The organism is Serpentinimonas raichei, assembly GCF_000828895.1.
Classification (GTDB): domain Bacteria; phylum Pseudomonadota; class Gammaproteobacteria; order Burkholderiales; family Burkholderiaceae_C; genus Serpentinimonas; species Serpentinimonas raichei.
In genome coordinates this window covers 498,328-515,243 of the sequence record NZ_AP014568.1, presented here as the reverse complement: position 1 = coordinate 515,243, position 16,916 = coordinate 498,328, and the positions used below count along the sequence as shown (strand labels likewise).

Annotated in this window: 21 protein-coding genes; 8 read left to right on the top strand and 13 right to left on the bottom strand. The window is 65.7% G+C overall.

Annotation, left to right across the window (positions count from 1 at the left end; genetic code table 11):
* Positions 1-87: 87 nt before the first annotated feature.
* From ampD to groL, 5 genes are all read left to right on the top strand, one after another.
* The gene (gene ampD, locus SRAA_RS02485; RefSeq protein ID WP_045530749.1) at positions 88-645 is read left to right on the top strand and encodes a 1,6-anhydro-N-acetylmuramyl-L-alanine amidase AmpD; all 558 of its coding nucleotides are present in this window, start codon (positions 88-90) and stop codon (positions 643-645) included.
* A gap of 63 nt (positions 646-708) precedes the next feature.
* A complete protein-coding gene (locus SRAA_RS02480; protein WP_045530748.1) occupies positions 709-1,038 on the top strand; it encodes a type II toxin-antitoxin system PrlF family antitoxin in 330 nt (109 codons plus the stop codon).
* Entirely contained in the window at positions 1,035-1,526 is a 492-nt protein-coding gene (locus tag SRAA_RS02475; protein ID WP_045530747.1) for a type II toxin-antitoxin system YhaV family toxin, read from the top strand. The genes SRAA_RS02480 and SRAA_RS02475 overlap by 4 nt, the downstream gene beginning before the upstream one ends.
* Before the next feature lie 107 nt (positions 1,527-1,633).
* Complete coding sequence (gene groES, locus SRAA_RS02470) at positions 1,634-1,924, top strand: co-chaperone GroES (RefSeq protein WP_045530746.1); 291 nt, start codon at positions 1,634-1,636, stop codon at positions 1,922-1,924.
* A gap of 55 nt (positions 1,925-1,979) precedes the next feature.
* Complete coding sequence (gene groL / locus SRAA_RS02465) at positions 1,980-3,626, top strand: chaperonin GroEL (protein WP_045530745.1); 1,647 nt, start codon at positions 1,980-1,982, stop codon at positions 3,624-3,626.
* Positions 3,627-3,752: 126 nt separating this feature from the next.
* Here the strand turns inward: groL and SRAA_RS02460 are convergent, their stop codons facing one another.
* From SRAA_RS02460 to flgB, 13 genes are all read right to left on the bottom strand, one after another.
* Positions 3,753-4,400 (bottom strand): RES family NAD+ phosphorylase, encoded by a 648-nt coding sequence (locus SRAA_RS02460; protein ID WP_045530744.1) that lies wholly within the window; start codon positions 4,398-4,400, stop codon positions 3,753-3,755.
* A gap of 31 nt (positions 4,401-4,431) precedes the next feature.
* Positions 4,432-4,812, bottom strand: a complete 381-nt coding sequence (locus SRAA_RS02455) for an MbcA/ParS/Xre antitoxin family protein (RefSeq protein WP_045530743.1) — start codon at positions 4,810-4,812, stop codon at positions 4,432-4,434.
* Positions 4,813-4,867: 55 nt separating this feature from the next.
* Positions 4,868-5,818, bottom strand: coding sequence for a flagellin N-terminal helical domain-containing protein (locus tag SRAA_RS02450; RefSeq protein ID WP_045530742.1), 951 nt, complete (start codon positions 5,816-5,818; stop codon positions 4,868-4,870).
* Positions 5,819-5,829: 11 nt separating this feature from the next.
* Positions 5,830-7,725 carry a flagellar hook-associated protein FlgK gene (gene flgK, locus SRAA_RS02445; protein ID WP_045530741.1) on the bottom strand — a complete coding sequence of 632 codons (1,896 nt, stop codon included), beginning with the start codon at positions 7,723-7,725 and terminating at the stop codon, positions 5,830-5,832.
* A gap of 6 nt (positions 7,726-7,731) precedes the next feature.
* Positions 7,732-8,646 (bottom strand): flagellar assembly peptidoglycan hydrolase FlgJ, encoded by a 915-nt coding sequence (flgJ, locus tag SRAA_RS02440; RefSeq protein ID WP_171820212.1) that lies wholly within the window; start codon positions 8,644-8,646, stop codon positions 7,732-7,734.
* A complete protein-coding gene (locus tag SRAA_RS02435; RefSeq protein ID WP_231849314.1) occupies positions 8,647-9,801 on the bottom strand; it encodes a flagellar basal body P-ring protein FlgI in 1,155 nt (384 codons plus the stop codon).
* A gap of 63 nt (positions 9,802-9,864) precedes the next feature.
* The gene (locus SRAA_RS02430) at positions 9,865-10,566 is read right to left on the bottom strand and encodes a flagellar basal body L-ring protein FlgH (RefSeq protein WP_045530739.1); all 702 of its coding nucleotides are present in this window, start codon (positions 10,564-10,566) and stop codon (positions 9,865-9,867) included.
* A gap of 34 nt (positions 10,567-10,600) precedes the next feature.
* Positions 10,601-11,383 (bottom strand): flagellar basal-body rod protein FlgG, encoded by a 783-nt coding sequence (gene flgG, locus SRAA_RS02425; RefSeq protein WP_045530738.1) that lies wholly within the window; start codon positions 11,381-11,383, stop codon positions 10,601-10,603.
* Between the two features lie 30 nt (positions 11,384-11,413).
* Entirely contained in the window at positions 11,414-12,157 is a 744-nt protein-coding gene (locus tag SRAA_RS02420) for a flagellar basal body rod protein FlgF (protein ID WP_045530737.1), read from the bottom strand.
* Positions 12,158-12,195: 38 nt separating this feature from the next.
* Positions 12,196-13,530: a flagellar hook protein FlgE gene (flgE, locus tag SRAA_RS02415; protein WP_045530736.1), complete on the bottom strand. Its 1,335-nt coding sequence runs from the start codon at positions 13,528-13,530 to the stop codon at positions 12,196-12,198.
* A 30-nt stretch (positions 13,531-13,560) separates the two neighbouring features.
* Positions 13,561-14,217 carry a flagellar hook assembly protein FlgD gene (locus SRAA_RS02410; protein ID WP_045530735.1) on the bottom strand — a complete coding sequence of 219 codons (657 nt, stop codon included), beginning with the start codon at positions 14,215-14,217 and terminating at the stop codon, positions 13,561-13,563.
* Between the two features lie 25 nt (positions 14,218-14,242).
* Positions 14,243-14,650 (bottom strand): flagellar basal body rod protein FlgC, encoded by a 408-nt coding sequence (gene flgC / locus SRAA_RS02405; protein WP_029463255.1) that lies wholly within the window; start codon positions 14,648-14,650, stop codon positions 14,243-14,245.
* 12 nt (positions 14,651-14,662) lie between these two features.
* Positions 14,663-15,067, bottom strand: coding sequence for a flagellar basal body rod protein FlgB (flgB, locus tag SRAA_RS02400; protein WP_052369176.1), 405 nt, complete (start codon positions 15,065-15,067; stop codon positions 14,663-14,665).
* A gap of 196 nt (positions 15,068-15,263) precedes the next feature.
* On the opposite strand from flgB, the gene flgA reads away from it, so the two are divergent.
* From flgA to SRAA_RS02385, 3 genes are all read left to right on the top strand, one after another.
* Entirely contained in the window at positions 15,264-16,022 is a 759-nt protein-coding gene (flgA, locus tag SRAA_RS02395) for a flagellar basal body P-ring formation chaperone FlgA (protein ID WP_029463257.1), read from the top strand.
* Between the two features lie 102 nt (positions 16,023-16,124).
* The gene (gene flgM, locus SRAA_RS02390; RefSeq protein ID WP_045530734.1) at positions 16,125-16,487 is read left to right on the top strand and encodes a flagellar biosynthesis anti-sigma factor FlgM; all 363 of its coding nucleotides are present in this window, start codon (positions 16,125-16,127) and stop codon (positions 16,485-16,487) included.
* Positions 16,484-16,909: a hypothetical protein gene (locus tag SRAA_RS02385; RefSeq protein WP_045530733.1), complete on the top strand. Its 426-nt coding sequence runs from the start codon at positions 16,484-16,486 to the stop codon at positions 16,907-16,909. The genes flgM and SRAA_RS02385 overlap by 4 nt, the downstream gene beginning before the upstream one ends.
* Positions 16,910-16,916 lie beyond the last annotated feature (7 nt).

Here is a 16,916-nt window from a genome sequence, read left to right as displayed (position 1 = left end):
CAGTCATCATCTTGGCTTGGCAATGGAAGAAATGATGAACCGCGGCACCGGCACCGTTCAAGCGCATTTTGCGCCACACTAGCGCCCATGCCCACCCCCCGCCACTGCCCCAGCCCGCACCACGGCCCGCGCCCACCGGGGGCGCGCATCACGCTGCTGGTGCTGCACTCCATCAGCCTGCCGCCGGGGCAGTATGGCGGGGCGCAGGTGGAGCAGTTGTTTGCCGGCACGCTCGATTGGGACGCGCACCCCTACTTTCAGTCCATCCGCGGGCTGCAGGTGTCGGCGCACTACTTCATCCGCCGCGGCGGCGAGCTGCTGCAGTTTGTAGATTGCGAGCGCCGCGCTTGGCACGCCGGGGCCTCGCAGTGGCAGGGCCAGCCCAATTGCAACGATTACTCGATCGGCATCGAGCTCGAAGGGCTGGAGGGCGGCCCTTTCGAAGCGGAGCAGTACCACACCCTGGCCGCGCTGTGCCACGAGCTGGCGGCGCGCTACCCGCTGGAGCACGTGGCCGGGCACGAGCACATCGCCCCCGGCCGCAAGGCCGACCCCGGCCCCGGTTTCGACTGGGCGCTGCTGCAGCGCCTAACCGGCTGGCCCAGCGAGCGCTTGGTTGGGCTGTGGCGCGAGGTGCCGCATTGACCGAGCAATGGGATTGCATTACCATGCAAGGCATCCACCCCCCCCTTTTGACCGGAGAGCACCATGGCGGCCACCCTTGAAGTCGAATCCACCCTGACCGACCGCTACCAGACCACGGTGCCGGAAACCGTGCGCCGCGCCCTTCGTCTGGGCAAGCGCGACAAAATCCACTACACCATACGCCCCGGCGGCGAGGTCGTGCTGTCGCGCGCCGAGCCCGCACAGGAAGACGACCCGGTGCTGGGATCTTTCCTTGGCTTGTTGGCCCGCGACATCGCCAACCATCCCGAGCGCCTGCAGGCCATTGATGCCGGTTTCGTGCAGCGCCTCCAGTGGCTGACTGGCGGCATCAAAGTCGATCTTGACGCGGCCCTGTCGGCAGACGATGAATGAGCGCGGGCAAACCTGCCGCACTGGTCGTACACGGCTGGACGGTTTTTGCCCACCCGCTGTTCCTTGCCCAGTTGGAAGTGCTGGCTCAGCAGGTTGAAGCCTTGAAGCAGAAGGACCCGGTCGGGTACATGAATAAAAACGCCGCCAAGCGACTGGCGGCGGTCACTAGGCTGGCGTTCGACGTGATCCCGCAAGATCCGACACGACCAGAGTACCGGCAAGGCAACACCCTTGGCGACGACCACAAGCACTGGTTGCGGGCCAAGTTTTTTCAGCAGCACCGGCTGTTCTTCCGCTACCACGCAACAGCCAAGGCGATCGTGCTCGCTTGGGTCAACGACGAGGACACCAAGCGCGCCTACGAGAGCAGTGACGACGTCTACCGGGTGTTTCGCAAGATGCTTGAAAGCGGCCATCCGCCCAGCGACTGGAAGCAATTGCTGGCCGAGGCACACGCCGCCCACACATTTCGCACCCTCCCCCCTTGAAAAGCGGCCGCTGCGCCCTTATCATTAGCACTCGTTGGGGTTGAGTGCTAGCAAGCGCTGGCTGCCCCACGTTGTAGCAACCCACCGTTTTTTTCACAGGAGAACCCATGAAACTTCGTCCCCTCGCCGATCGCGTGATCGTCAAGCGCTTGGAACAGGAAACCAAAACCGCTTCGGGCATCGTGATCCCCGACAACGCCGCCGAAAAGCCTGACCAGGGTGAAGTGCTGGCCGTCGGCCCGGGCAAGACGAACGACAAGGGCGAAACCAAAGCCCTGAGCGTGCAAGTCGGTGACCGCGTGCTGTTTGGCAAGTACAGCGGCCAGACCGTCAAGATCGATGGCGACGAGCTGCTGGTCATGAAAGAAGACGACCTGTTCGCCGTCGTGGCGCGCTGATCCAGCGCCCGCATCCGCTTCGATTCGTATCCCATCTCCCTTAGGAATTTTAAAAATGGCAGCAAAAGACGTAGTTTTCGGCGGCGAAGCCCGCGCTCGCATGGTCGAGGGTGTGAACATCCTGGCCAACGCCGTGAAAGTGACGCTGGGCCCCAAAGGCCGCAACGTGGTGCTCGAGCGCAGCTTCGGCGCCCCCACCGTGACCAAAGACGGCGTGTCGGTGGCCAAAGAGATCGAGCTCAAAGACAAGCTGCAAAACATGGGCGCGCAGATGGTCAAGGAAGTCGCTTCCAAGACCAGCGACAACGCCGGTGACGGCACCACCACCGCCACCGTGCTGGCCCAAGCCATCGTGCGCGAAGGCATGAAGTACGTGGCCGCGGGCATGAACCCGATGGACCTCAAGCGTGGCATCGACCGCGCCGTGACCGCCCTGGTCGAAGAGCTGAAACGCTCCTCCAAGCCCACCACCACCAGCAAGGAAGTGGCGCAAGTGGGTGCGATTTCGGCCAACGCCGACGCCAGCATTGGCGACATCATCGCCAAAGCCATGGACAAAGTGGGCAAAGAAGGCGTGATCACGGTTGAAGACGGCAAGAGCCTGGACAACGAGCTCGACATCGTCGAAGGCATGCAGTTTGACCGCGGCTACCTGTCGCCCTACTTCATCAACAACCCCGAAAAACAAGCGGCCCTGCTCGACAACCCGTTCGTGCTGCTGTTTGACAAGAAAATCAGCAACATCCGCGACCTGCTGCCGACGCTCGAAGCGGTGGCCAAGGCCGGCCGTCCGCTGCTGATCGTGGCCGAAGACGTGGAAGGCGAGGCGCTGGCCACGCTGGTGGTCAACACCATCCGCGGCATCCTGAAAGTGGTGGCGGTGAAAGCCCCGGGCTTTGGCGACCGCCGCAAAGCCATGCTGGAAGACATCGCCATCCTGACCGGTGGCAAAGTGATCGCCGAAGAAGTGGGCCTGACGCTGGAGAAGGTCACGTTGGCCGATCTGGGCCAAGCCAAGCGCATCGAAGTGGCCAAGGAAAACACCATCATCATCGACGGTGCCGGCTCCGAAGACGACATCCAGGCGCGTGTCAAGCAAATCCGCATCCAGATCGAGGAAGCCACCTCGGACTACGACAAAGAGAAGCTGCAAGAGCGCGTGGCCAAGCTGGCCGGTGGCGTGGCGGTGATCAAGGTCGGCGCAGCCACCGAAGTCGAGATGAAAGAGAAGAAAGCCCGCGTCGAAGACGCGCTGCACGCGACCCGTGCGGCTGTGGAAGAAGGCATCGTGGCCGGCGGCGGCGTGGCGCTGCTGCGTGCGCGCCAGGCCATCAGCTCGATCAAGGGCGACAACGCCGACCAAGAAGCCGGCATCAAGATCGTGCTGCGCGCGGTCGAAGAGCCGATTCGCATCATCGTGTCCAACGCCGGTGGCGAGCCGAGCGTGGTGGTGAATGCGGTGCTGGCCGGCAAGGGCAACTACGGCTTCAACGCCGCCAACGACAGCTACGGCGACATGATCGAGATGGGCATTCTGGACCCGACCAAGGTGACGCGCATGGCGCTGCAAAACGCCGCCTCGGTGGCCTCGCTGATGCTCACCACCGAAGCCATGGTGGCCGAGGCCCCCAAAGACGACGCCCCAGCAATGCCGGGCGGCGGCATGGGCGGCATGGGTGGTATGGGCGGCATGGATATGTGATGCCGCTCTGGGTGTAAGCGCTGGGCCCCTTCGGGGGTGTGGCGCTGGCACTTCCAGACCCAGAGCCGGGGGGTGCAAGCCTCCCGGCTTTTTTTGCGCCTTGCGCGGGCGTTGTCGTTGCTGGGCTCAGGCCCGCCAAAACCCGGCATCCAACACCAGCCGCTCGTTGTCGCGCCGCCACACAACGGCGTGTTGCTGCACCGCCAGCCACCAGGTCTGCATGATGGGGTCGGGCTTGGGCGAGGCAAATGCTGCAGGGTCCAGCACCGCGACGCACCACCCCGGCTCTGGGTCGCGGACCGAGTGGTAGAGTATGCCCCCAATGTGGGCTTGCCGTGCAACGCCAGCAATCGATTGCGTGCTGCTGTAGTCAGATGGGTGCATCCAGGCGCGGTGGTCGATGGCAAAGGGCGGCTCGCGCAGATCGACCACTGGGGTGGCGAGTTCGACCCTAAAGGCGGTGTGCGCCACGGGCTCGATGCGCTTCAGATCAACGGCGTCATGGAGAAATTTCCAACGCCAGTAGCCCAGTTCTGCGCACGCCGTGCGCACACTACCGGCACCGTAGTACACCCCGGGATCGGTGCTCGCCCTGAAGCGAGAGCCGCCACGCAAGGGGTCGTAGCGAAACGGTGTGGCCAGCAAATAGTCCAGGTGGTCGGTGCCGCGCGGCAGAGGCGGCTTGCTGCTTTCGAGCAAGGCTTCCAGCACATCCTGCTCGGCCGCGTCATCGACGATCTTCATGGTCGAGGCCACGTGCTGGGCTTCGACCATGCGCCAGGCTGACGCTGCCCAAGCGCGGGCCTCAGACGCGAGCGCGTGAGGCGTCCAGGTAGTGCACGACACGAACCAGCCCTTCTGTGCTGCGGATGAGCTCAAGCGGGCAACCGTTGAGCCCGATGTTGTGGCTGCCCAGCCAGGCGCGCGCGCTGCCCTGCTCGCCGACGATGGAGTCGAGCGAGCGAAACAAGCGCACGAACAACAGGGCGAACTCCCACTCTTTGCGCTGTGGCTCAAGCTGGTACTGGCCGGCATAGAGCCGCGTAACCGTCGATGGGCTGAGCCCGAGCACCCTGGCCAGCAGGGCGCGCGAAACGTCGAGGTGCTCCGCAGCGCGGGCGACCGCCTTGGACAGCACGGCTGCCGCGTTGACGGTCTGGGCGGGAGCGTTGGCATTTGCAGACATGGCACAAACCTTTTCTGAGGAAATTTTAATTTATTTTTATTTCTTCAGAAAGTTTTCAGGCAATAAACTGAAACAACGACAACCGCTGCACCTGCCCATACGACTGCAACGCCGCTTGCAGGCCGAGCTGGCGGTTTTGAAATTCGGAAATGGCGCGCACCATGTCGAGGTCGGTGAGCTCCGAGAGCGCCTGCTGGCCGGCCACCGAGCGGTCTTGCAGCAAGCTGCCGAGGCTGTCGGCGCGGTTGAGCAGCTCGCCCAAGCGCCCGCGCACCAGCAGCAGCCGGTCTTGGCCGGTTTGCAGGTCGGCGTTGGCGTGGGCGAGCGCCTGCGTGCGGTCACCCACGCTCAAGATGGGGCTTTCGAGTGCATCGATGGCGCGCTGCATGACGGCAAACAGGTCGGTGCTGCCCACCACTGCCGGATCCACCGAAGCGAGGTTGCGCAGCGCAAAATCGCCATCGACGCGGTTGGGCAAGCCCACTTCGGTGGCCGCCGCCTGGCCGGGCAACAGGTGCGACAGCACGGCAGCGGGTGGGCCGGTTTCTTGGAACGGGCGCCCGTTGGGGTGCGTCACGCCCAAACCGCCCAGCAGGGCGTTGCCATCGGCGTCTTGGGTGTTGGCCAGGTTGAGCACTTGCTCGCGCAGGCCGCGCATTTCCAGTGTGATGCTGCGCCGATCACTGGGCAGCAGGGTGCTGTTGCCGCCTTGCACCAGCAGTTCGCCAAAGCGCCCCAACAAATCGCTCATCTGACCCACGGCACCTTCAGCCAATTGCAGGTTGGCGCGCGAGCGCTCGAGCGCCCGCAGATCGGCTTCGGTGCGCAGCAAGCGGTTGCTTTCGCGCTCGGCCAAGGTGGCCGCCACCGGGTCGTCGCTGGCGCGCAGCACGCGTTTGCCGGCGGCCAGCTTTTCTTGCAGGTCGTTGATTTCGGCACCGCGCTGGGTGATGCGCGCCATGGTGGCTTCGTAGCTGTGTGCGGTGGCGACGCGGATCAGGCTCATGGCGTGGCTCCTTAGCGGCCGAAGGTGGCCAGCAAGGTTTCAAAAATCGACTGGATGCTTTGCAGGTAGCGCGCCGAAGCCTGGTAGGCTTGCTGAAACTGCATCAGGCGGGCGGCTTCTTCGTCTAGGTTGACGCCAGACTGGTTGGCGCGCACGGCCTCGGCTTGCGCGGCCACGCGGGTGGCGAAATCGGATTCGGCCTGGGCCACCTGAATGCTGCTCGAGACCGATGCGAAAACCGGAATGTAGCCATCCGACAGGGTGTAGCCGTCGAGCGCGTCGAGGTCGCGCAGGGCCAGCAGGGCTTGCGCATTGCCCGCATTTTGGCGCATATCTAGCCCGGCGGCGTCGCTCACGGTGAAGCTGTCGCCCACAGCCGGCGAGCCGCGCAAGGTGAGGCTAAAACCGTTGGCCACAATCGGCTGCCCCGACACAAAAGGCTGCACCGCACCGCCGTTGAGGGTGTAGCCACCTGCCACGAAGGCGATCGTGGCGGGCAAGGTGAAGGGCGGGCTCTGCCCAGCCGGCCGATGCAGCGCTTCGACCTGCACATTGCCCGAGTTGCCCGCCGTGGCAGCCACCACCACCGGGCTGGCCAAGGCCAATTGAGAGGGCGCGCTCAGGTTCACGGCCATCGCTGCAGCGGCACCGCGAAACGGCCGCACCAGCACCTCGGTATTGGGCGCGCCGGTGTTCAATCCTGCAAAGCGCAAGCCGTCCAGCGTGAGGTCGGTGGCGGGGGGGGTGAAAGCCACGCTGTGGCCGTCGCTGACGCGGGTGATCGACCCAGTGCCAGCTGCGGTGAATGAAATTCGGTAGTCGGAGGCTTGAAAGCTGGCGGGCGCGGCGGCTGCGCTGTCGATGCTCCAGCTCACCCCCGGTGGCGCCACCGAACCACTCACCACCGACACCGAGGCCGTAAAGTAAGAGGCTGGCAAGGCGCGGAAAAAATCGACGCCTTGGTTGCCATTGAGGTCCAAGCCGGCCCGGTGTTGGCGGTTCGTCAGCTCCAGGGTCGAGAGCGCCAAGCGCCCGAGCTGGGTGGCCACGGCGGCCACGTCGTCGTTGTAGAAAGCCAGCACACCGCGCAGTTGCCCACCGGCCAGCAGGTCTTCGTTGATGATGGCCCCGGCGCTGCCAAAGCCTATGGTGTAGCGCCCTTCGGCACTGACCGACTCCGAGCCCACCAAGGGCGTGGCGCGCACCCCCAGCACCAAGGGCACGCTGCCGCCCACGAACACCGTGAGCGAGCGGTCGTCGGCCTCTAGCGTGTTGACCTGGACGATTTTGTTCAGGTCGGCCACCAGCCGGTCGCGCTGGTCGAGCAGATCGTTGGGTGCGGTGCCACCGGCGTAGGCATCGACGATGCGCTGGTTGAGCTGCGCGATGCTGGCCCCGAGCCGGTTGGCCTGCTCGATACCGGCCTCGATCTGCACCCGCGTGGTGGCGCGCAGCTCTTCGAGCTGGCTGGCGGTCTGGTTGAGCCGGTTGCTAAATTCCTCGGCGCGCGACAGCACCACGGAGCGCGCGGTCTGGTTGGTGGGCGAGGCCACGGTGTCGGCCCAGGCATTTAAAAAGCCGTTGAGCTGGTGCCCGACGCCCGCCTCGCCCATGGGGAACAACTGCTCCAGCGTTTGCAGCCGCTGGAAGCGAATGTTGGCCGATTCGGCGGCGGCGGCGCTGAGGTTGGCTTCGCGGGTCAGAAATTGGTTGAAGGCGCGATCGACCGACGCCACCTGCACACCCTTGCCAAAATATCCCGTACCAAATTTTTGCCCCGGCACCTGCTGCAAATCGACGTGCTGGCGCGAAAAGCCGGGCGTGTTGACATTGGCGATGTTGTGCCCGACCACCTGCAGGGCCGCCATATTGGCTCTGAGCGCCGTGACGCCGACGTTGAATCCCATGGCGGCTTAGCCCAAGGCCCGTTTGACGTTGACCGTGGCGTTGATCATGCGCTCGAGCTTTTCGGCGTAGCGCGGATCGGTGGCGAAGCCGGCCTGTTGCACCTCTTGCGCAAAGGCGCGTGGCGAGTGCAGGTTTTGCATCACTTCGGCGTAGCGCGGGCTGCGCCCGATCAGGCGGGCGTAGTCGCGAAAGGCCTCGAGCGGGCTGTCGTAGGCGCGAAAGCGCTGCACCATGCGCTGCGGCGCGCCGTTGACGTATTCGGTGGTGGTGATCTCGGTCACGCGGCCGCGCCAACCTGATGTGGCTTTGATGCCAAAGAGGTTGAAGCTGTCAGAGCCATCGGCGTTGCGGATCGGGCTGCGGCCCCAGCCGGTTTCGTGCGCGGCCTTGCCGATCATGAAGCTGGCCGGAATGCCGCTCTCGCGCTCGACCTGCTGCGCCACCTGGCGGTGCTGCGAGACAAAGGCGGCTTGGGTTGCGCTGGGCTGGGCCACCGGGCCGCGCACCGCAGCCGAAGCGGGGGGCAAGGCCAGCGCAGCTGCGGGCGCCGCACCCGCCGCTGCGCCCGCTGCGCCGGGCTGGGTTTGCAGCAGCAACTGGCGCTCGATCATTTCACCCAGACCGCGTGGCAGCCCGGTCATCTTGAGCGCCCATTGTTCGTCGAGCATTTGGGTGCCCAAGCCGGCCGATTCGTCGCCCATCAGGCCGCTGCTGTCGGTGGCTTCGCGCATGCTCTTGAGCAGCTCGCGCATGAACAGGGCCTCGAACTGGCGCGCGGTTTCGCGCACGGCGGCGCGGCTGTCGCGGCCCGCGAGGTGGTTGAGCTGATCAAGCGAGGTGGAATCGACCGCCAGCCCGCGCTGCAGCGCCAGCGGCATGGCCGAGGCGGCCGGCAGGCTCAGGCTGGTGGTGGGGGTCATTCAGATCACCTCCAGCTCGGCACGCAAGGAGCCGGCGGCACGCAAGGCTTGCAGGATCGAGACCAAATCCATCGGCGTAGCGCCCATGGCGTTGAGGGCGCGCACCACTTCGCTTAGCTGGGTGCTGGCGGGCATTTGAATGAGCGCCCCACCCTCTTGCCCGATCTGCACTTCGGCCTGCTCCACCACCACCGGCCGCGTACCCGGCGGAGAAAAAGGCGCTGGCATGGCCACTTGGGGCGTGACGCGGATGGTCACGGTCAGGTTGCCGTGTGCCACCGCCGCCGGCGCCAGCGTGACGGTCTGGTTCATGACCACCGAGCCGGTGCGCGAGTTGATCACCACCCGGGCCATTGGGGGTGCGAGCTGCAGCGGCAAGTCTTCGATGTCGGCCATGAAGGCCACCCGCGCATGGGGGTCGGCGGGCGCGCGCAAGCGCACCAAGCGGCCATCGAGTGCCTGCGCCGTGCCCTCGCCTTTGGCCTGGTTGATCGACTGCGCGACCCGGCGCGCGGTCTGAAAATCGGCCGCGTTGAGGTTGAGGTCGATGGTTGACCCGAGCAAAAACGGGGTGGCCACGGCGCGCTCGACCTGGCCGCCGTTTGGAATGCGCCCCACACCGAGGTGGTTGATCACGACTTGCGTTCCAGCCGCCCCCGCACCCGCCCCACCGACCAGCAAGTTACCCTGGGCGAGCGCGTAAATCTGGCCATCGACCCCGCGCAGCGGGGTGGTGATGAGGGTGCCGCCGCGCAGCGAGCGCGCATTGCCCACCGACGAAACCGTGATATCGATGGCCTGCCCAGGCTGGGCAAAGGCCGGCAGTTGCGCCGTCACCAGCACCGCCGCCACATTGCGCGGCTGGAAGTTGGCCCCTGGCGGCAGGCTCAGGCCGTGTTGCTCGAGGTAGTTGCGCAGTGACTGAGCGGTAAAGGGCATCTGCGCGGCCTGGTCGCCGGTGCCATCTAGGCCCACCACCAGCCCATAGCCGGTGAGCGGGTTGCTGCGCACCCCTTGCACCACCGCCACATCTTTGATGCGGGTGCTGGCTTGCAAGGGCGCGGCCGCGGCCAGCCAGAGCGCTAGGCACACGACCCAAAGCGCCGCCCAGCCGGATGGGCCAGATGCGAGGGCGGGGCGGGGGCGAAACATCATGCAAACTCCGAAGCGGTAAGGTGCGGCCATCGGTGCAGGCCTTCGGTTCGATTGTGGGAAACTTTAGAACGGCATAAGCGTTAAAAAGAAGCGCGAAAGCCAGCCAAATGTGTGCGCATCGGCCTGTGCCCCGCGCCCGCGCGAGAGCACGCGCACGTTGGCGACCTGGGTCGATTGCACCGTGTTGCCGGGCCGGATGGTGCGCGGGTCGACCGTGCCCGAAAACTGCAGCACGTCCACGTTTTGATTCACCCCGATTTGTTTTTCCCCGACCACGATCAGGTGCCCGTTGGGCAGCACCTGCGTCACCACCGCCACGATGCTGCCGGCGAAGGTGTTGCTGGCCTCGGTGCTGCCGTCGCCGTCAAAAGTGTTTTCGGTTTGGGCCCCGGTTTCCAGCCGCCCCAGCATGCGCGCGCCGGTGAAAGGCAGGGCGCTGACGCTGGCGCCGATTTCAGAGTTGCGGTTGACCGTGGTCGCAGACTCTTGGGTGGCGCTCAGGCGCTCGCTGATCTGGATGTTGAGCACATCGCCGACCAAGCGGGCGCGGTGGTCTTCAAAGCCGGGGCGAAAAGTGGCGGCGTTAAACAGGCTGCCGTTGAGCGGTGCGGCGGCGGCCGGCGGCGCCGGTGCAATGTCGAGCGTGCGCGGGGCCGGCACCAAATCGACCTCGGGGATTTGCGACAGGGCGGTGCAGCCGCTCAGCCACAAGGCCGCCAGCCCCAGCATGGCAGACAATGCCCAGCGGGTGTGAGAGGGTTTCATTTTCTGTGCCCCAAAAAATCGCTGTGCAAAAAGATCAAATCTGCGCCAGCCGCTGCAGCATCTGGTCCGAGGTTTGCACGGCGCGCGAATTGAGCTCGAAGGCGCGCTGGGTCTGGATCATGGCCACCAGCTCTTGCACCACGTTCACGTTGGAGCCCTCCAAAAAGCCTTGCATCACCGGGCCACGCCCTTCGCTGCCCGGCGCCCCGACGGCGGCCTCGCCCGAGGCGGCGGTCTCGGTGAACAGGTTTTGCCCGCGCGGCTCCAGCCCGGCCGGGTTGATGAAGGTGGCCAGCGTGATGGTGCCGGCCTGCTGCGGCTGCGGGTTGTTGCCCACCAGCACCGAAACCGTGCCATCGGTGCCGATGGTGATGCTGCGCGTGTCGGCCGGAATGGTCACGCCGCCCAGCACCGGCATGCCGCTGTTGGTGACCAAGCGCCCATCGGGGGCAATTTTGAAGCTACCGTCGCGGGAGTAGGCGGTGCTGCCGTCGGGCATTTCGACCTGGAAAAAGCCGTCGCCGTTGATGGCCACATCGAGCTGGTTGTTGCTCTGCTGCAGGGCGCCCTGGGTGTAGGTGCGCGCGGTGGCCACGGTGCGCACCCCGAGCCCGAGCTGCAAGCCGGTGGGCAGCTCGGACTGCTCGGCAGTCTGGCCGCCGGCTTGGCGCAGGTTTTGGTAGATCAGGTCTTCGAACAAGGCGGTGCTGCGCTTGAAGCCGGTGGTCGAGACGTTGGCCAGGTTGTGCGAAATCACGTCGAGCTGGGTTTGCTGGGCGCGCATGCCGGTGCTGGCAATGTGCAAGGAGTTGATCATGATGGACCTCTCGGTGGCAAATGGGGGGGGTTAGCCTTGCAGGCTCAGCAGGCGGGTGGCGGCTTGGTCGTTGCGTTCGGCGTTTTGCAGCATGCGCAGTTGCAGCTCGTACTGGCGCGCCACGCTGATCATGCCGACCATGGCCTCGATCGGGTTCACGTTGGAACCCTCCAGCGTGCCGTCGGCCAAGGTGGCGGTCGGGTCGACCGCTAGGGGGGCGCCGTTGGCGCTGCGAAACAGGCCGTCGTTGCCGCGCACCAGCCGCTGCGCGGCGTCGTCGGGGGTGACCAGCTTCAAGCGCCCGATGGCTTGCGGCGGCTCGTTGCCCACGCGCGCGCTCACGCTGCCGTCGCTGGCGATCATCACCTGGGCGTTGGCGGGCACGGCGATCGGGGCGGCGCCGTCGTCGAGCATGGGCAGGCCGTTGACGCCCACCAACTGCCCCTGCGCCGACACCTGCAAGGCGCCGGCGCGGGTGTAGGCCTCGGTGCCATCGAGCGCTTGCACGGCAAAGAAGGCGCGCCCAACGGCGGCCACATCGAGGTTGCGCCCAGTCTGGTTCATGGTGCCCGGCGTGTCGAGGTGGCCGGCGGTGGCCTCCAGCGCAAAGGCGCGCGTGCTGGCCCCTTCGCCGCGCAAGGGCACCGCGCGAAAGGTGGACAGCTCGGCCCGAAAGCCATTCGTGCTCACGTTGGCCAGGTTGTGCGTGAGCGCCTGCTTGCGGTGCATGGCCGCATTGGCGCCCGAGAGCGCGAGGTAGATCATGCGGTCCATGGGGGTGCTCCTGGTTCAGGCGGCGGTTTATGCGCTCATCAGCGCAAGTTGACCAGCGTCTGCATCATCTGATCTTGGGTGCGAATGGTCTGCGCGTTGGCCTGGTAGGAGCGCTGCGCCACGATCATGTTGACCAATTCCTGCGTCAGATCGACGTTCGATTCTTCGAGCGAGCTTTGGCGAATCAGCCCCAAGCGACCCTCCAACGGCCCGCCCAGCACCACCGCACCCGAGGCGATGGTCTCGGACCAATAGCCGCCGTTGATCGGCTGCAGGCCCTGCAGGTTGCGAAAGTTGCCCAGCGCCACCTGGCCCTCGGCGATCGAGACCCCGTTGGAGTAGCGCGCCAAAATGACGCCGTTTTCGCCGATGTCGATCGAGGTCAGCTCGCCCGAGCTGTAGCCGTCTTGGCTCAAATCGAAGACGCCAAACTTGCTGCCGAACTGGGTCAGGGTAAAACCGGCCGTAGGGTCACCCAAACGCAGCCCAAAGCTGAATGTGCCATCGCTCGGAAACGATGCGTTGCCGGTAAACACAGACGGGGGCGGGGGCGGGGCAGGGGAAGTGGGCGGTGAACCGGCAGTGATTCTGACCGGCGCCAGCGCGGCACTGGAAACCTGCCCGGCGGCATCGAACACCACGTTGCCCAGCGACATGCCCGAGACCCCGTTGTCGGCGCTGGCCACGACCTGCCACGTGTTGGCGGCCGGCAAGCGCACAAAGTACATCTGCAAGGCGATGGGGTTGCCTTGCGAATCAAACACATTGGCGGCGGTGCCAAAGGTTTTTTGGCCCTCGCTCAAGGGAAAACTGGCGCTGGTGGCCGGCGACACCACCTGCGGCGCGGCCCGGGCGTCGAGGTTGGCGCTCAGGAACAAGCCTTGCATGGCCACGTCTGGGTTGCTGCCGGTGCGGCGTGGGGCAATGGCGGCTCCGGTGGGCAAGCTCAGATCGGCGGTCACCACGCTGGTGCGCCGCCCCGCTTCGTCGGTCGGGAAGCCCTGCAAGCGCGAGCCGTTGTTGGTGACGATGAAGCCATCGCGGTCGAGTTTGAACTCGCCGTTGCGGGTGTAGAGGGTGGAGCCGTCGGGTGCGGCGACCTGGAAAAACCCGCTGCCGTTGATGGCCAGATCGAGCTGGTTGCCGGTGATCTTCAGGTTGCCCTGGGTAAAGAGCTGCGCCACCGTGGCCACCTGCACCCCAATGCCGGCGTTGTCGCCTCCCGCCGCACCCAGCGATGAGGCAAAGACCTCGGAAAACTCGACCCGCGAGGCCTTCATGCCGGTGGTGTTGGCGTTGGCAATGTTGTGCCCGATCACCTCCAGATTGCGCGACGATGCGTTGAGGCCCGACAGGCCAGTCTGAAAACTCATGGAATGCTCCTGATTGAGAGGGATGCGGCCTCAAAGAAAGGCCAAAATCTGCTTTTGGGTCATGGTGCTGCCGTCGGCGCTGCGCAGCCGCAGGGCCCCATCGACCACACCGACCGAATCGATGCGCTGGCGCGCCAGAGGCAGCGCGGTCACCGCCTGCCCGGCGCTGCTGGCTTGGACTTGCATGCTCCCCACGCGCGCCGGATCGATGCTGCCCAGCGGCCATTCGAAATGCTGCATACCCGCCCCGCGCGCCCCCAACTCGACGCTGCCCAGCACCTCGCCGGCCCGCCCCAGCACATCGACGCGCACCTGATCGACCGCCTGCGGCAAGCTGAAACTGCCCTGCGCCACCCCGTTGCTGACGGCCAGCGCATTGCCCTGTGCCACCACCTGGCGCCCGACCAGCGCCGCCGACTGCACCCCTTGCGCCATGTGAAACTGCTCGGCCAGGTTGTTGACGGTCTGGTTGAGCTGCTGGATGCCGGTGACGGTGTTGATCTGCGCCATCTGGGTCGTCATCTGCGCGTTGTCCATTGGGTTGAGCGGGTCCTGGTTGCTCAACTGGGCCAAAAAGAGCTTGAGAAAACGGTCTTGCGCGGCCTGCGGATCGGTGGCCTGCGCTTGGGCGCCGCCGCTGGCGTTGTAGGCGTCGATCTGGCTGCGGTTGAGCGGTGTCATGAACATGGGGAGGGCTCCAAAAAGGGGTCGTTCATTGGCCCATTTGCAGCGTGCGCAGCAACAGGGTGCGGGCGGTGTTCATCACCTCGACGTTGTTTTGGTAGGCGCGCGAGGCCGAGATCATGTTGACCATCTCCTCCACCGGGTTCACGTTGGAGTGCGTCACATAGCCTTCGCCGTCGGCGCTCGGGTGTTGCGGGTTGAAAACGCGCCGGTTGGGCGCATCGCTCTCGATGATGTTTTGCACCCGCACCCCGGCCGAGGCCGGGTTGTTGCCCATGGGCACGGTCTGAAACACCACCTGGCGCGCGCGAAAGGCCTGTCCGTCGGGGCCGGCCACGGCGTCGGCGTTGGCCAAGTTGCTGGCCACGGCGTTGAGGCGCTGCGCCTGGGCGCTGATGGCGCTGCCCGAGACATTGAAAATGGTGAACATCGACATGAGGTTGCTCCTTCACTGACCCTGGATGGCGCTGAGCATGGTGCGCACATGGCCGTTGATGAAACGCAGGGTCGATTCGTACTGCACCGCGTTGTGCATGAAGTTGGCGCGCTGCTGGTCCATGTCGACGCTGTTGCCGTCTAGGCTGGGCTGGGTCTGCACGCTGTACTGCACGCGGTTGCGGTCGGCCACATCGCCCAAGGCGGCACTGGTGCGCAAATGGCGCGCATCGCCCCCCCCAAGCACCGGCATGGCGCCGGCGCGCAGCTCCGACCCGCGCGCCTGCACATTGCCCAACGCCTGCTTAAAGTCGAAGTCGCGCGCCACGAAGCCGGGCGTGTCGGCGTTGGCGATGTTGCTGGCCAGCACCTGCTGGCGGTGCGCCCGCAGTTGCAAGACGTCGGAGAAAAACTCCATGCGACGGGTCAGGTGCTCGAACACGCTGCGCTCCTGGTGTGGAAGGGCCGGGGGCACGAAACCAATGGCCCCCGATGCAGCGATTGTGGAAAACTTGAGCCCAATCCAAGCGCGGAATAACTGAACCAAGGCCGCGCTTATTCCGCTTTAGCCGATCCGGCGACTGACTACAGTTGGCGCAACCTCTCCTTGCCCCATGTCACCACCCCGCTCAATCCCCACCCGACCGGCCTTGCCCACCCGGGGCTGGCTGCGGTGGGCGTTGCCGTGGGTGTTGGGCCTAGCGGCCAGTGGCTTCAGCGCTGCAGGCAGCGTCAGCGGGCCAGCGCAGTGGTCGCAACAAACCGAACAATGGATCAACCAGCAACTGCTGGCCCAGCTCGACCCCAGCCTGCCGCTGCGCCCCGAGGTGGAGGTGGGGCGTTTCGACAGCCGCTTGCGGCTGGCCCCGTGCCAGCGTGTGGAACCGTTTCTGCCCGCGGGCACCCGACTCTGGGGGCGCACCCGCATTGGGCTGCGCTGCACCCAAGGCCCGGTGGCGTGGAGCGTGTTTCTGCCAATTCAGGTGCGCGTGTGGGGCCCGTCTTGGGCGCTGCGCCAGCCGGTAGCCGCTGGCACGCCGCTGCGCCCGGAAGACGTGGAGCCCATCGAGTCCGATTGGGCCGCCAGCACGGCCCTGCCCCTGACGCAGTCCGCGCAATGGCTGGGCTTGGCAGCCAGCCAAACCCTGCAACCCGGCCAGGTGCTGCGCCCGGGCATGGTGCGCGCACCGCAGGTGTTTGCCTCAGGCACCCAGGTGCGCCTGGCTATGCAGGGACCGGGCTTTAGCCTGTATGCTGCAGGCACGGCGCTGCAACACGGCATACTCGGGCAAACGGTGCGGGTGCGCCTGCCGAACCGCAAAGTGGTCAGCGGCGTGGTGCGCGACGGGCAAACGGTTGAAGTCCGGATGTGACTTAAAAAAGACACCCAAAAAGCCAAAATAGGGTTAAAGTCTGCCCATCTTTGGCCGATAAAGCTCTCAACCGCCCCACTCAAGTGGGGTTTGGAGCGTGTCATGAACATCAACAGCCTTTCCGACAAGCCCGTCACCCCTGCCTCCCTCGCCCAGTCGCGGTCGCTGGAGCGTGCGGCCGTGCCTGCGCAGGCTGCCACCAGCACAGCCGCCCCAGACGCCCCAGCCAGCGTCGAGGTTCGGCTGTCGCCGGTGACGCAAAGCATGACCAACAACGTCGCGCGCTCGGGCACCGATGTGTTCAATGCCGAAAAAGTGCAGGCCATGCGCAGCGCCATTCAAAACGGTTCGTTTTCGGTCAATGCCGAAGCCATCGCTGACCGCCTGATCGCCAGCGCGCGCGACATGCTGAGTGTGGCGGCTGCCGCCCCGCGCAACGAGCAGCCCGTCCAGCCGGGCCGATGAGCGCTGCCGCCGCCGTGCCGCCGCCTTGGCAGGCCGCACAGCAGGCGCTGCTGGGTTTGCATGCAGCCATTGCGGCCGCCCACCAAAGCGGCCTCGAATCGATCGGGCGCGATGACGCCGAGCCCTTCATCGGCCTCGTGGCCGATCTGTCCCGTGCGTTAGAACGCAACCTCCCCACTTTGCAAGCGGCTGCGCTAAGCGGCCCCATGCCCCCCGCAACGGCGGCGCTGCTGCAGCAAGTGGCTCACGAGTTGCAAGCCCTGCTGGCACTCAATAGCAAGCTGTCGGCGCGCACGCAGCGCGCGCTCGACGCCCTGTTCCCGGCCGACCACGTCAAGGCCTACAGCCGCTTGGCTGGCCGCGCCAACCCATTTTCTGGCCCGCTCGCCAGCGGCAACGGCGGCGGCTACCTCAAAGCCTAGACCCCGG

Bases quoted from the DNA above. Each gene is read 5' to 3' on its own strand.
- SRAA_RS02475 (WP_045530747.1), top strand. From the start codon at position 1,035: ATGAGCGCGGGCAAACCTGCCGCACTGGTCGTACACGGCTGGACGGTT.
- SRAA_RS02410 (WP_045530735.1), bottom strand. From the start codon at position 14,217: ATGTTCATGACACCGCTCAACCGCAGCCAGATCGACGCCTACAACGCC.
- flgC (WP_029463255.1), bottom strand. From the start codon at position 14,650: ATGTCGATGTTCACCATTTTCAATGTCTCGGGCAGCGCCATCAGCGCC.
- SRAA_RS02430 (WP_045530739.1), bottom strand. From the start codon at position 10,566: ATGAAACCCTCTCACACCCGCTGGGCATTGTCTGCCATGCTGGGGCTG.
- groL (WP_045530745.1), top strand. From the start codon at position 1,980: ATGGCAGCAAAAGACGTAGTTTTCGGCGGCGAAGCCCGCGCTCGCATG.
- groES (WP_045530746.1), top strand. From the start codon at position 1,634: ATGAAACTTCGTCCCCTCGCCGATCGCGTGATCGTCAAGCGCTTGGAA.
- SRAA_RS02450 (WP_045530742.1), bottom strand. From the start codon at position 5,818: ATGAGCCTGATCCGCGTCGCCACCGCACACAGCTACGAAGCCACCATG.
- flgA (WP_029463257.1), top strand. From the start codon at position 15,264: ATGTCACCACCCCGCTCAATCCCCACCCGACCGGCCTTGCCCACCCGG.
- SRAA_RS02435 (WP_231849314.1), bottom strand. From the start codon at position 9,801: ATGATGTTTCGCCCCCGCCCCGCCCTCGCATCTGGCCCATCCGGCTGG.
- SRAA_RS02480 (WP_045530748.1), top strand. From the start codon at position 709: ATGGCGGCCACCCTTGAAGTCGAATCCACCCTGACCGACCGCTACCAG.
- SRAA_RS02385 (WP_045530733.1), top strand. From the start codon at position 16,484: ATGAGCGCTGCCGCCGCCGTGCCGCCGCCTTGGCAGGCCGCACAGCAG.
- flgJ (WP_171820212.1), bottom strand. From the start codon at position 8,646: ATGACCCCCACCACCAGCCTGAGCCTGCCGGCCGCCTCGGCCATGCCG.
- SRAA_RS02420 (WP_045530737.1), bottom strand. From the start codon at position 12,157: ATGGACCGCATGATCTACCTCGCGCTCTCGGGCGCCAATGCGGCCATG.
- flgK (WP_045530741.1), bottom strand. From the start codon at position 7,725: ATGGGATTCAACGTCGGCGTCACGGCGCTCAGAGCCAATATGGCGGCC.
- SRAA_RS02455 (WP_045530743.1), bottom strand. From the start codon at position 4,812: ATGTCTGCAAATGCCAACGCTCCCGCCCAGACCGTCAACGCGGCAGCC.
- flgB (WP_052369176.1), bottom strand. From the start codon at position 15,067: ATGGAGTTTTTCTCCGACGTCTTGCAACTGCGGGCGCACCGCCAGCAG.
- flgM (WP_045530734.1), top strand. From the start codon at position 16,125: ATGAACATCAACAGCCTTTCCGACAAGCCCGTCACCCCTGCCTCCCTC.
- flgE (WP_045530736.1), bottom strand. From the start codon at position 13,530: ATGAGTTTTCAGACTGGCCTGTCGGGCCTCAACGCATCGTCGCGCAAT.
- SRAA_RS02460 (WP_045530744.1), bottom strand. From the start codon at position 4,400: ATGGTCGAAGCCCAGCACGTGGCCTCGACCATGAAGATCGTCGATGAC.
- ampD (WP_045530749.1), top strand. From the start codon at position 88: ATGCCCACCCCCCGCCACTGCCCCAGCCCGCACCACGGCCCGCGCCCA.
- flgG (WP_045530738.1), bottom strand. From the start codon at position 11,383: ATGATCAACTCCTTGCACATTGCCAGCACCGGCATGCGCGCCCAGCAA.